This is a genomic window from Pseudomonas sp. GW822-FHT04C11, assembly GCF_058800905.1.
This window is the reverse complement of the sequence record NZ_JBXAMS010000015.1, coordinates 83403-95839: the sequence shown is the minus strand read 5'-3', so window position 1 is coordinate 95839 and position 12437 is coordinate 83403. Positions and strand designations below refer to the sequence as shown.

Sequence of the window (12437 nt, the reverse complement as noted above, 5' to 3'; positions counted from 1 at the left end):
TGCACGTGAGAGTGACCAAGGCCCAGGCGCAGGCCAATCGGGAGCACATCGTTGAAACGGCCTCTGAGCTGTTCCGTGAGCGCGGCTTCGACGGCGTCGGTGTATCGGATCTCATGGCGGCTGCCGGTTTCACCCACGGAGGTTTCTACAAGCATTTCGGTTCGAAGGCCGACCTGATGGCCGAAGCCTCTGCCTGCAGTCTTTCCAAATCGCTGGTGGGCGCGGAAGCGCTCGATGTTCCGGGCTTCATCGACGTCTATGTGACGAGGGAGCATCGGGACGGACGTGGCAGCGGTTGCACCATGGCCGCGTTGTGTGGCGACGCGGCGCGTCAATCGGACGATGTGAAAGCGACGTTTGCCGAAGGGATCGAGCACATCCTGCAAACACTGGGGGACAAATATCCGACCAGGCCGGATGCCGCTCCGGGTGAGGACAGAAAGAAAATGATCGACCTGCTGTCTCGTGCTGTCGGTGCGATTATTTTGTCGCGTGCCTGCCCGGATGATTCCGCGCTGGCGGATGAGATCCTTGAGGTGTGCCGCGCTGAAATGTTTGCTTCGTTACCGGTCAATGAAGCGGAAGCGGGGTAGAGGGGCGGCTCATTCAAAGCATGATTTTCGGTAGAACTTCGATTTTGATGCGCGGACCTGAAAGTCAACTTTTGGGTGTGGATTCAACCGTCTATGCTTTGGCGGGCCCCTTTGTGTGGGGCGGCACTGGACGAAGCAATCGGTTCATCGTGATCAGTTCAGCACTTGGAGTACCGATGACGGTGCGAGTGAGATAAGTCCGCCTGGGGGGAGGGGAGACTCACCCCGCGTCAGCATTCCGCAACAAAGCCGTATATGTCTGGACATATTTTGCGGGTGCCAGACCGACCATCCGGGTGAAGTCCCTGATGAAGTGTGCCTGATCAAAATAACCCAGCTTGAGCGCGAGATCCGTCCCCGGCCTGGCTTCGCCGCTCTGCAGCAGGGTCAGTGCTTCATGTAGCCGGTATCGGGCAATCACCCACTTCGGACTTACGCCAACGTAATGGGCAAAGAGGCGTTGTAACTGCCGCTCGCTAACTCTGGACAACTCACTGAGTTGTGCCACTGTTGTCAGTCTGTTGTCTGACGCGATTTGGGCGATGAGGTCATTGAGCAGTTCTACACGCTCATCGGGTTGCGGCAAGCAGGGACTCAGCAACGCTTCTGATTGCTCGCACAGGCTCGCCATCCCCGGACATTCGATTTGCTCGGCCAACCTGTCGACCGCCGCCCCAAAAACTTCAGAGGCCAGGATCGATCGGTTGGCCAACCGACTGACAGGTCCGCCCAGAAATGGCTGGAATGCAGCGGGACGAAACTTGATTCCAAACGCCCAACTGTTGCCGGACAGCGTCTTGCTGAAGCGGGAGCGACGGGGTCCCCACACATGGACCTGACCCCTTTCCACAACGAGATGCACATTGGGGTGAGGCAGGGTTTCCTGTTGCTGTGCAGGCTGATCGCTGAGATTCCAGCTGACATACCAATAATGCTCAACCCAGGGTGTCAACTGGACTGAGGGGGCCTCGCGAACGTGAGTGAACTGCGGGCTCGTCAATCGCTGATTAAGGACGCCTCGTGCGGGCTGCAGGATAACAATAGAGGCTGGTCGTGTTTTTCCAATCATCTTCGGTCGCCATCTGCTCCAATACAAATCAGGGATAGGTCCGACTGTGTGGACCGCTCAAATAAGCCGCTGATCTCGGCATAGGCGGACTGTAAACAGTCGAGGGATTAGCGTCGACAACAACTGCGTCAGGTATAGACCTTACGGCATTACCTGGATTTTTAATGGAGATGACAGCATGCAAGCCAAGGGAACATTCGACGTCCAACTCCCCGTCCATCCTGTTGCGACCGGTACCGAGGCCGCTCAACTGAGCAGAAAGGCCATACACAAGACGTTTCAGGGAGACTTGGTGGCCAATAGTCTGGGAGAGATGCTTGCCTCCCTCTCGACGGTCCCGGGATCTGCCGGCTATGTGGCGATGGAGCGGGTTGAGGGTAATCTGGCGGGAAGGGCAGGCAGCTTTGTGTTGATGCATTTTGGAACGATGGACAGAGGCCAGCGAACACTGACCATTCAGGTCGTGCCCGACTCGGGTACCGGCGAATTGGAGGGACTCAGCGGCACGATGGAAATAGATATCCGTGATGGGCAGCATTTCTATCTGTTCAACTATCAACTCATGCCACGCGCTGAACAGTGATGAAGCTCAAACGCATCATCCTGATATCGGCCATCACCGTATTGACGTTACCAGCCGCCGTGCTGGCTTTCGTGAAACCGCTCCGAGTCGTTGCCCCCATGCTCGTTCCGGAAGTAACTTGCCCACTTGCGAATATCTGCACAGACAGCGTGGCGCAATTGGACGACGCGCAACAACTGTACGCTGCGGGATATGCAACGGCAGTGGCATGCCGGCCTGGGTGCACGAGACATCTGGGATGCAGCGCGCAGTGTGAATTGAAAAACTGGAGAGACTGTGAATGGACGTTATTCAGATGCTGCGAGTGGATTGGCTCGATACACAAATGGACAAGTGCGATGTTATGGCCGAATGGCTTTATCGGGAATTCAGTTATGAATTTGCGCAGCAATCTCTTTCAAGTTGGCAACAAGAGTTCTCCGATGGACAGCGTGATGGCCGTTGGAAGTGCCTGATCGCAACGGAACGAGACCAGTTGCTGGGCGGCGCTACACTTGCCAGTAACGACCTTTCTGACCGGCCGGATCTGGGCCCGTGGCTTGCGTGTGTGTTCATCACACCTGACGCTCGAAGGAGAGGGCTCGCAGCGCAGTTAATCGCAGGCATCTGTGACCATGCAAGAGACACTGGATTCACGACCTTGTACTTGCACACCCACAACCAGAGCAATTATTACACCACGCTTGGCTGGGAAGTGTTGGAGCGCTTTGAGGCTTGGGGGAAAGAGCAATACCTTATGTCACGGAGTTTATAGTCAACGCCGACTTCACATTTCCGCTGCGTGTTTTTTATAAGCAGCAAAACTCTGATAGGACGCCTGCGTTTTCACACAGCCTGGCCCACAGCAGTCATCGAAAAGAGACCGATAGGGATACGCTAAAGTTATGCAGGTCGTCGATCAATGGTGATCGACTGTGCGCGCTGCGTCCGTCCCTGGAGGACCCAATGCCGCCTATCACCACGTGCCTGGTGGCGCTGTTTGTTCTTTGCCTGACTCTTGCAGTGCCAGCCCAGGCCAAACCCTGCCCAGCTGGCGAGAAGCAAGTGTGCCTGGACGGCTGCATCTGCCTGCCGGATCTGGGGCCGATGCCTGATGGCATCGACCAGATCGCGGCACCTGCCCTGGCGTTGTGGCTGACCCAAGCGCGCGCTGAAGCAGCCAACGGCGGCGTCCAGCCCATTCCGCCGCACATCCGGGAGCAGTTGCTGCGCTGGTACGACTCCAGTGTCCTCGATGCCGCGCGCTACACAGTTAGCGACAACGGCCAATTCAGTTCCGCCACTGCCATGCTGCAAAACCCCGATGTCGGTGCCGTGACGCTGATCGATATCATCCTCTTCCGGGACGTTCAAACCGCAGAGCAGGACATCGCACTCTGGGCTCACGAACTCAAGCACGTGCAGCAGTATCAGGAATGGGGGGTAGAAGGATTTGCCCAGCGCTATACACAAGACTTCAATGCTGTGGAGGCGCCGGCTTATGCCATACAGGCTGAAGTCAGACGGTCGGTGCGGGAAGGGACTCACTGAAGATTATCCGCAAGCTGGAGCCTATGCAGCGGGAACTTCAGGGTACTCGCCAGGTCAGTTGGGAGCTGTTTTACGGCAGTGCCGTCCGAGATCAGTCGAGTCCACCCCCTGATGCCAACCAAGAATTTTCTGCCGGGTCTTATCCTGGTGTTCTGCGCCGTCGCGTCGCTTGGTTCGGTGGCTGCCGAGCGGAGAGCGCCCTCGCAAAGTAACAGCGCATCAACCACCCTGATCGAAACGGCCTCGCGGCAGTACGGCGATGGCCAGTTGGACCAGGCCGCTGCCACGCTGGAGCGTGCCCTGCATATCCAGCCGAACAATCCCGCGACTCTGCATTACCTCGGTGTATTGCGTCTTCAGCAGGGGCAGTACCAGCAGGCTGAAACGTTGGCGGTGCGCTCGAACATGCGGGTGGGTGGCAACGTCGCGTTACGCAACCGCAACTTCCAATTGATCCAGGCGGCGCAGCAGGCCCAGGCTTCGAATACCCCACCCAACGCCAAAGCGGACCAGGTCGCCGTACAGCAGGGGCTGGAAGAGGAGACCCAACGGCGCCGCGAAGCAGAAATGGCCGTTGCTGAACAATCCACTCGGGATGCTGGGCGCGACGCTGGTAACTTCGCTTACGCAAAGGCAGATGGGGTATCGGATTCACCGACGGCTGGCAGACCTCGGCCCGAAGGACAAATGCAAATGACTTCCGTCGAGCCAGAGCCAGAGTACGAGTATGACGAGGTCGAGATTCCCCGCGGCCATTGGCCGCCTCCAGGTAAATGCCGAATCTGGTTTCCTGATCGCCCGCCAGGGCATCAACCCGCACCCGGCAGCTGCAAGAAGCTGCGACATCGGGTGCCGTTAGGGGCTTACCTGGTGCGCGGTTGAGTTTCTGAGTGCCAGTCGCCGTAATTCGCTGACATCGGCGAACCACTCATGGGATTGAAGTGTGTCGAATGCGTCATGTGTCCCATATCCCCAGGCAACCGCGCCAAAGGCGATACCGGCAGTCGCTGCGGCTTCACCATCCGTAGGTTGGTCGCCGATGTAGATCACGTCCTCTCGCGCCACGCCGAATTTGCGCATGACACGACGCAAGCGAGACGCCTTGCCGAAAATCGAGGCACCGCACTCGAAGGCCTGGATATGTCGACAGCTGGAGCCCAGAATTTGCGTGACATTTTCTCGGGAATTAGAAGACACCACGGCCAGAATCAGTCCCTTTTCGTCAAGATGGGTCAGGGCATTGGCGATGTTTTCAAAGAGCAGGATCGAGCTTCGATGTTTCTTCATCAAGCCCATGAAGGTTCGCGCTACCAGAGGCAACTTCCAGCGGGGCATTCCGATATGCGTCATGATCTCCCGAGCTCCCTGCTTGCGCAGAGAGTCCAACTCTTGCGAGTGAATCCGACGGAATGCGTGCTTGTCAGCGACCTGGTTGAACACCGTAACAAAGAACGGAAATGAATCAGCGAGCGTGCCATCAAAGTCGAAAATGACAAGTCGGTATGACATGTAAAAGCTCCTCCCTGGAGTGTGCTAGCCGAATACAGACGGCTGCTTGTGCAGGGCGATCAAGTCGCCCGATTAACTGGGAGGGCGCATTATCCCTGCTCCGGAATCGGTACGGAAGGAGGGCGAGGTTAACGTTTGTAGAGGGGCTGCTTCTGGATCTGAGTGTGTAAAAACGCTGGCACGTTGAAGCTCATTTCTGCGCCTGCTCCAGTAAGCCTTCGGATCAGGAAGTGCGTCGCATCCCTCTATTGTTTGAGGAGGCCGTCAGCTATTTATGCAGTGGCATGCTAGAACTTTTCCCTATTTACCGGTCTATGTGGATACGCACATAAAGCTCGGTAAGCGCGACCCGAAGGTTTCCCGCAGCCAAATGGCGACATGTCCAATTGTCAATCAGAGGTTGTCTTCGCCCATGAAATCTTATGTCCCACGGATGGTGCTTCTCAGCCTGTTCGCGTTTGCGGCAGTGGGCTCGGCATCAGCATCACAGATGAAGACCTCAAACCCTGTTTTCGCAACTGAAGTCGCAGCCGTTCAGGCTCCGGTCCAGGCTGCCGGAAACCCTTGGCCGAGCTTGGCCAGTATGGCCGGCAAGCAGCCAGGGCCGTTGCTTGCCCATGACGACCGATACTGGCGTGACGGCCGTTGGCACGATCGTAGAGAAGACTGGCGCCGAGACGAATGGCGTAGAAACGAGTGGCGCAGAGAACAAGAGCGCCGGGAAGCCGAACGCCGTCGTGATTGGGAGCGCCATCATGAGCACCGCTACGATGACGATCACCGCTACTATCGTCGCTAATACGTAGCCACGGGATAAGTCCGCCGAAAGCACTGCCTGCTGATTTGTAAATCCAGGTGGTGCTTAAGCGATACAGATCAGCTCTCGGAAGAAGTGATTGAGTCGAGAGTGGATTCAGCCGCCAGCTTCAATCGGTCGGCTTTGCAAATGTATTTAGACTTGCTTTTCGGTGCCAATTTGGCACTGGCCTTTTTGGCGTTAGCCTTTAATAACTGATTTATTTTTTTACGACGATTCATCTTTTCTACTCGGTTTGTACGTTTTCGAATGATATCAGCTTAAATATTGGGCCAGAGCCTTGTGGTATGCACTTGAGCACTTTTGGCCGTTATCTGCCCGATTCGCTCGACTATCGGTCCAGCAAAGGTGCCAGCAGGGCACACATGCCACGCCAGTGCGAACCCTCCCAGTAAATTCGTTGGCAGGCGTCGCAGCGCAGGAAGTGCGAATAGAGGGCACCAACGCGTGGCGGCACCAGTGGCCGGGCCAGTTCCGGGCTGATCTCGTGCAGCGGCAGGTTGCAATGCAGGCACAGGCTGAAGGGCCGCGCGCTACGCGCCAGGTCGAGGCGCTCGTACACTTCGCGCAGTTGCAGCGACGGTTTCAGGGCATGCACGTAACAGCCGTGGCTGATGATCCGCCGCTTGAGCAGTTCGCGGTCGCGGGTTAGCACGATGCGCCCTTGCTGCGCCGCGATCTCGGCGATCTCGCTATCTTCGAAGCGATTGTCGTAGAGCGTGTCGAAGCCGCTCATGCGCAGCAGGTTGGCCAGCCCGCCAAGGTGCGCATCAGCGACGAAGCGCAGCACCCGTAAAGGTTGCGCACGAACCTTTAGCAGCGGGCTGATGTCCAGCGTTTCGAACTTGGGATACACCGCCAACCGGTCACCGTCGAAGATTACCCGCTCGAGGCCCACCGACTCGCCGTTGAGCAGCACCAGCTCGACCTCGGTGTGCGGTATGCCGAGCGCCTCGATCATGTGCTTGACCGTCGCCCCGCGCGCGCACTCGCAGGTAAAGGACTGCCTCCGCCGTTCGGCCGGCAGGAAATCGTTGAGCTCCTCGTAGAAGCGGAAGGTTGCACGGGTCATGCTCAACAGTATGGCAGGGCTGCGGGATGGGCGAGTCCAGATCCGGAGATCTACTCCGGCAGGTCCCATCCACCCACCGTTCGTCCGCCAGGTTCGGTAACCCTTATTGACAGAAAAATGCATCAGGAGAATACTCGGCCAATATTCATATATATGACTAGATAACAAGGTGAATAAAGTCGATGAATTCCCTGTCCAGTGATGTCCGCCTACCGCTTTATCAACGCCTGCGTGATCAGTTGGCCGAACAGATTGCCAACAATCGCTGGCGTCCGGGGGAGGCCATTCCCACTGAAGCTGCGCTTTCAGCGGAGTACAAACTGTCCACTGGCACCGTGCGCAAGGCGGTCGACGCGCTGGTCAGTGAGGGCATCCTGGAGCGTCAGCAAGGTCGAGGTACCTTCGTTCGTCGGCCTCAGTTTCAATCTTCGCTTTTCCGCTTCTTCCGCTTCCAGACTGCTGCGGGTGAACGCCAGGTCCCGGAGAGTCGCATCCTGTCTATCGAACCGGTGGCTGCACCCTCGGCAGTGGCCCAGGCGTTAGGGCTGCCAATCGATGCGCCGGTCATTCGCATTGTCCGCGTTCGTCTTCTGGATGTTCAGCCGGTACTTGCCGAAGAAATCTGGCTGCCTCGCAGCCGGTTTCAGCCGCTACTGGAGATCGACCTGAATCGAAAAGGGCCATTGCTTTACCCGATTTACGAAGAGCTCTGCGGTCAGGTCGTCGCCTCTGCCGAAGAAGCACTCACCGCCGAGTCGGTAAATGACGTGCATGCGCGGTTATTGAAAATACCGGTCAACAGTCCCGTGGTGGTGATCGAGCGTCTGGCGCGTGACTACGCCGGTACGCCTCTGGAGTGGCGGCGCTCCCGTGGGCATGCCGAGCATTTCCGTTACAGCGTGGATATTCGCTAGCGCATTGCCCGGATAGCAGATCGCTCACCGGCGAATCGATCGCTGGCGGATTCATCGTTTTGTTTGCCATGACTGGCCTCGTAGCGGCGCGGTTCGCTCTCGGCTGCCTCATGTTCCACCTATAAGGATAAGAAATCATGTTCAGCTGGTATCGCCAAGTCACTCCTCGGGAGCGCAAAACGTTTTGGGCCTGCTTCGGTGGATGGTCGCTGGACGCACTGGAAGTACAAATGTTCGGCTTGGCGATTCCGGCGTTAATTGCCGTCTTCGCGCTGACCAAGGGCGATGCCGGGCTCATCAGCGGCGTTACGCTAGTCACTTCGGCCATTGGCGGGTGGGTAGGGGGGACGTTGTCCGACCGTTACGGCCGGGTGCGTACGTTGCAGTGGATGATTTTGTGGTTCTCCTTCTTCACCTTTCTGTCCGCCTTCGTCACCGGGTTCCAGCAGTTGCTGATGGTCAAGGCGCTGCAAGGCTTCGGCATTGGCGGTGAGTGGGCGGCCGGCGCAGTACTGATGGCCGAAACCATCAACCCGAAATACCGCGGCAAAGTGATGGGCACCGTACAAAGTGCCTGGGCCGTAGGTTGGGGTGTGGCGGTCGGGGTTTTTGCGTTGATTTATTCGTTCGTACCGCAAGACATGGCCTGGCGTGTGATGTTCATCGTTGGCTTGTTGCCGGCGCTCCTGATCATCTGGGTTCGGCGCAATGTCGAGGAGCCCGACAGCTTCCAGCGTCTGCAAAAAGAACACGTTATCCCACAAAGTTTTTTCAAATCCCTGGCCGGTATTTTCCGCCCTGAACTGATCCGCGTGACACTGTTCGGCGGGCTGTTGGGCCTGGGCGCACACGGCGGGTACCACGCGGTGATGACGTGGCTGCCGACCTTCCTCAAGACCGAACGCAACCTGTCGGTGCTGAACTCTGGCGGCTACCTTGCCGTGATCATCCTTGCCTTCTGGTGTGGCTGCGTCGTCAGCGGATTCTTGATCGACCGTATTGGCCGCCGCAAAAACATCGTGCTGTTCGCCCTGTGCTGCGTGGTTACCGTGCAGTGCTACGTGTTCCTGCCCCTGACCAATACCCAAATGCTCTTCCTCGGTTTTCCGCTCGGCTTCTTCGCAGCGGGTATTCCGGCCAGCCTCGGTGCACTGTTCAACGAGCTGTACCCGGCGGACGTGCGCGGCGCTGGCGTGGGTTTTTGCTACAACTTCGGCCGAGTGCTCTCGGCGGTATTCCCGTTTCTGGTCGGCCACATGAGCGATTCCATGTCACTGGGCTCGGCCATTGGCATCGACGCCGGGATCGCTTACGGCGTGGCCGTTATCGCGGCCCTTTGCCTGCCGGAAACCCGTGGTCGCAGTCTCGACGCTGCAATCCCGTCCGTCTCGGTGAACGGCCGCGAAAGCGCCCGAGCGTGATGATCATTACTTGCGATAGATGAAACCCATGCCTGATACCTGTTCAACATCGATCACTGGCATCGATTCCCATGCTCATGTCTTTAGCCGGGGGCTGAAGCTGGCCGCTACACGGCGCTACGCCCCTGACTACGATGCCACGCTTGCGGAGTATCTGAATCACCTGGGTGCCCATGGCTTGAGTCACGGCGTATTGGTGCAGCCGAGCTTTCTGGGCACCGACAATAGCTACCTGCTGGCGGCGCTGAGGCAAGTGCCGGAGCGGTTGCGAGGAGTGGTCGTGCTGGAGCCGGGCGTTAGTCGTGCCCTGTTGAATGACATGGCCCGCATCGGCGTGGTCGGCGTTCGCTTGAACCTGATGGACAAGGCGTTACCTGATTTTCGCAGTCGCGCCTGGAGAGCATTTTTCAGCCACATCGCTGACCTTGACTGGCATGTCGAATTGCATCGGGAGGTAAAGGATCTGCCGGCACTGATCCAGCAATTGACGCCGATCGGTTTGAAGCTGGTGATTGATCACTTCGGACGGCCGGATGCCCGTTTGGGAATTGATCAGCCAGGGTTTTCCGAGTTGCTCGAATTGGGATCGAGAGGGTCGATCTGGATGAAGGTATCGGGAATTTATCGTTTGGGAGGTACGCCGCAACAAAACCTCAATTTCGCCCGATCGGCATTACCGCTGTTGGAGCAAAGTTTCGGCCTCCACCAACTGGTATGGGGCAGTGACTGGCCACACACGCAGCATGAGAAAAGCATCGGTTTCGGCACAGTGATCGATCAGCGGCAAGCCCTGGAGTGTTCGATGCAGCTGAGTCATTCGTTGCTCGTGCACGCACCTCAACGGTTATTCGGTTTTGCACAACGCGAAGGCTGAAGCTCACCCAAGAGCAGCCTATTACAATTACAAGAGAGCGGTTTCCATGAACAAGCCATCCACTACTGAAATTGAAAAATCGACCATGCGCAAGTTGGGGATTCGCCTGATCCCCTTTCTCGTACTGTGTTATTTCATCGCCTATGTTGACCGGGTCAATATCGGCTTCGCTGCACTAACCATGAACCAGGACATCGGCCTGACGGCCAGTGCCTTCGGATTCGGCGCCACGCTGTTTTTCGTCGCTTATGTCCTGTGCGAAATGCCCAGCAACATGGCCATGGAGCGTTTCGGTGCCCGCCGGTGGATCGCGCGCATCATGATCACCTGGGGCATCGTCGGTTTCTGTTCGGCATTTGCGGTCGGGCCGATATCCTATTCGATTTCCCGATTCCTCTTGGGGGCAGCCGAAGCCGGCTTCTTTCCCGGCGTCATTCTTTACCTCACGCAATGCATCCCCAAAGCGTACATGGCTCGAATCGTTGCGCTATTCATGGTGGCGATACCACTCTCCAACTTTCTCGGTTCACCGGTGTCGGCACTGCTGTTGCAATTGGACGGTCTGGCCGGATTCAAGGGATGGCAGTGGTTACTGATGCTTGAAGCCATTCCCGCCATCACCCTGGGATTGCTCGCGCTGAAAGTGTTGCCCAATCGCCCAAGCGAAGCGAAATGGTTGACTCAGCAGGAACAGGATTGGCTAGGCGAGCAACTGACTAACGATAAGGCCGCACGCGAAAGTGGTATTCCTCAGCACGCTCACAGCATCAGCGGCACCCTCAAGGCCGTGTTTACCAACAAATATGTATGGGTGCTTTCGATTATCTACATGGGCAGTTCGGCAACCAGCAACACGCTGTCGTTGTGGATGCCGCAGATCCTGAAATCCTTCCATCTGACCAACATGCAAACAGGTCTGATGAACATGATTCCGTTCGGCATGGCCGCAGCGTTCATGATTTACTGGGGACTGCGTGCAGACAAGAGCGGGGAGCGGATCAAGAGCACTGCTATTCCGCTGGCTATTACTGCGGTGAGCTTCGCTGCCACGCTGTTCACGGACTCCCTGACCATTACGCTGGTACTGCTGACGCTCGTATTGATGGGTAACTATGCGATCAAGGGGCCGTTCTGGGCACTTTGCTCCGAATCCCTGCCGCCGGCGACTTTGGCCACCGGGATTGCAGCGATCAATACTTTTGCTCACTTGGGTACGGGCGCCATGAGTTCGGTAATCGGTGTACTGCGTGATCAGACCGGGAGCTTTCCAATTGCACTGATGCCACTCTGCATAGTGACCGCTATCGGCTCGCTATTGGTGTTTCTGATTGGCAAACAGAACGCTCGTGCGAAGCAAGTCGCTACGGTCGGCAGCTGACCCATTGCTTCTGAGGAGGCTCGAAGTGGGCGAGCCTCCTCGTTGTGTATGTTCCAGTTTAAGGCCAGTAACATAACGGCCACCCCTTTTCCGGTACCAACGCTTGAACCGGCAGAATACCGATGAATCGTTCTTCAAGGAGATATCCATGACAACAGGGCAGTGTCTTTGCGGGGCTGTACGCTTTTCCCTCGGGGTTGAACCACGATTTTTTTATCGATGCCATTGCAGCCTGTGCCGCAAGCAAACCGGGGTCGGCCATAATCTCGCCACAGTGGTCAAAGCTCGCGACTTTCGATGGGAAGAAGGGCTAGGTGCGGTCACCAGTTGGCGCAAATCCAGCGGGTACAGAAATGACTTTTGCTCACGATGTGGCTCGACCGTGCCTAATGCTCTTCGCGAGACGCCTTACTTCTGGATTCCGCTTGGACTTCTCGATGGCGAACTGAGCATGGAGTGTATTGGAGATTTCTGCACCGATGACGCTATGCCATGGGATGAACAACGCTCGGGAAAAAGTCATTGCTCAACCCCGGACTCACTTGGGTTTCTTCTGCAGGAGCTCCAGGTCGACAATGATTGATTCAGGAGCCTGGTCGGCATAGGGACGAAGGTAGCCTGGCCCAAACTCGGTTCACCACCGTTCGCTATTGGTTGTGGATTCAATCTGTTGCATT

At 57.0% G+C, this 12437-nt stretch carries 15 protein-coding genes; 11 read left to right on the top strand and 4 right to left on the bottom strand.

Annotation, left to right across the window (positions count from 1 at the left end; genetic code table 11):
* Nucleotides 1-5 precede the first annotated feature (5 nt).
* On the top strand, nt 6-593 hold the full coding sequence (locus AC1RJ3_RS22285) for a TetR/AcrR family transcriptional regulator (RefSeq protein ID WP_173859952.1): 588 nt from the start codon (nt 6-8) through the stop codon (nt 591-593).
* A gap of 220 nt (nt 594-813) precedes the next feature.
* On the opposite strand, the gene AC1RJ3_RS22280 is transcribed toward AC1RJ3_RS22285, so the two are convergent.
* Nucleotides 814-1662 (bottom strand): AraC family transcriptional regulator, encoded by an 849-nt coding sequence (locus AC1RJ3_RS22280; RefSeq protein WP_493080546.1) that lies wholly within the window; start codon nt 1660-1662, stop codon nt 814-816.
* A gap of 178 nt (nt 1663-1840) precedes the next feature.
* Between AC1RJ3_RS22280 and AC1RJ3_RS22275 the strand changes: the two genes are divergently transcribed.
* The 4 genes from AC1RJ3_RS22275 to AC1RJ3_RS22260 all read left to right on the top strand — a co-directional run bounded on the left by AC1RJ3_RS22275 (nt 1841) and on the right by AC1RJ3_RS22260 (nt 4657).
* The gene (locus AC1RJ3_RS22275) at nt 1841-2245 is read left to right on the top strand and encodes a DUF3224 domain-containing protein (protein WP_493080544.1); all 405 of its coding nucleotides are present in this window, start codon (nt 1841-1843) and stop codon (nt 2243-2245) included.
* A 295-nt stretch (nt 2246-2540) separates the two neighbouring features.
* Nucleotides 2541-2999: a GNAT family N-acetyltransferase gene (locus AC1RJ3_RS22270; protein WP_493080633.1), complete on the top strand. Its 459-nt coding sequence runs from the start codon at nt 2541-2543 to the stop codon at nt 2997-2999.
* Between the two features lie 191 nt (nt 3000-3190).
* Nucleotides 3191-3775, top strand: a complete 585-nt coding sequence (locus tag AC1RJ3_RS22265) for an eCIS core domain-containing protein (RefSeq protein ID WP_493080542.1) — start codon at nt 3191-3193, stop codon at nt 3773-3775.
* A 111-nt stretch (nt 3776-3886) separates the two neighbouring features.
* Nucleotides 3887-4657: a tetratricopeptide repeat protein gene (locus tag AC1RJ3_RS22260; protein ID WP_493080540.1), complete on the top strand. Its 771-nt coding sequence runs from the start codon at nt 3887-3889 to the stop codon at nt 4655-4657.
* Here AC1RJ3_RS22260 and AC1RJ3_RS22255 read toward each other — a convergent pair.
* Nucleotides 4631-5284 (bottom strand): HAD hydrolase-like protein, encoded by a 654-nt coding sequence (locus AC1RJ3_RS22255; protein ID WP_493080538.1) that lies wholly within the window; start codon nt 5282-5284, stop codon nt 4631-4633. The two genes, AC1RJ3_RS22260 and AC1RJ3_RS22255, sit on opposite strands and share 27 nt — an antisense overlap.
* 412 nt (nt 5285-5696) lie before the next feature.
* On the opposite strand from AC1RJ3_RS22255, the gene AC1RJ3_RS22250 reads away from it, so the two are divergent.
* Nucleotides 5697-6083, top strand: a complete 387-nt coding sequence (locus AC1RJ3_RS22250) for a hypothetical protein (RefSeq protein WP_081013890.1) — start codon at nt 5697-5699, stop codon at nt 6081-6083.
* Between the two features lie 77 nt (nt 6084-6160).
* On the opposite strand, the gene AC1RJ3_RS22245 is transcribed toward AC1RJ3_RS22250, so the two are convergent.
* Together AC1RJ3_RS22245 and AC1RJ3_RS22240 are read right to left on the bottom strand one after the other, a co-directional pair.
* Nucleotides 6161-6322 (bottom strand): DUF2986 domain-containing protein, encoded by a 162-nt coding sequence (locus AC1RJ3_RS22245; RefSeq protein ID WP_081013843.1) that lies wholly within the window; start codon nt 6320-6322, stop codon nt 6161-6163.
* 110 nt (nt 6323-6432) lie between these two features.
* Nucleotides 6433-7173, bottom strand: coding sequence for a Mut7-C RNAse domain-containing protein (locus tag AC1RJ3_RS22240; RefSeq protein ID WP_054597963.1), 741 nt, complete (start codon nt 7171-7173; stop codon nt 6433-6435).
* A gap of 182 nt (nt 7174-7355) precedes the next feature.
* Between AC1RJ3_RS22240 and AC1RJ3_RS22235 the strand changes: the two genes are divergently transcribed.
* The 5 genes from AC1RJ3_RS22235 to AC1RJ3_RS22215 all read left to right on the top strand — a co-directional run bounded on the left by AC1RJ3_RS22235 (nt 7356) and on the right by AC1RJ3_RS22215 (nt 12343).
* Nucleotides 7356-8087 carry a GntR family transcriptional regulator gene (locus tag AC1RJ3_RS22235; RefSeq protein WP_054597962.1) on the top strand — a complete coding sequence of 244 codons (732 nt, stop codon included), beginning with the start codon at nt 7356-7358 and terminating at the stop codon, nt 8085-8087.
* 137 nt (nt 8088-8224) lie between these two features.
* A complete protein-coding gene (locus AC1RJ3_RS22230) occupies nt 8225-9508 on the top strand; it encodes an MFS transporter (RefSeq protein ID WP_493080534.1) in 1284 nt (427 codons plus the stop codon).
* A gap of 28 nt (nt 9509-9536) precedes the next feature.
* A complete protein-coding gene (locus AC1RJ3_RS22225) occupies nt 9537-10382 on the top strand; it encodes an amidohydrolase family protein (RefSeq protein WP_493080532.1) in 846 nt (281 codons plus the stop codon).
* A gap of 46 nt (nt 10383-10428) precedes the next feature.
* Entirely contained in the window at nt 10429-11760 is a 1332-nt protein-coding gene (locus AC1RJ3_RS22220; protein ID WP_489110360.1) for an MFS transporter, read from the top strand.
* A gap of 148 nt (nt 11761-11908) precedes the next feature.
* Nucleotides 11909-12343: a GFA family protein gene (locus AC1RJ3_RS22215; protein WP_493080530.1), complete on the top strand. Its 435-nt coding sequence runs from the start codon at nt 11909-11911 to the stop codon at nt 12341-12343.
* Nucleotides 12344-12437 lie beyond the last annotated feature (94 nt).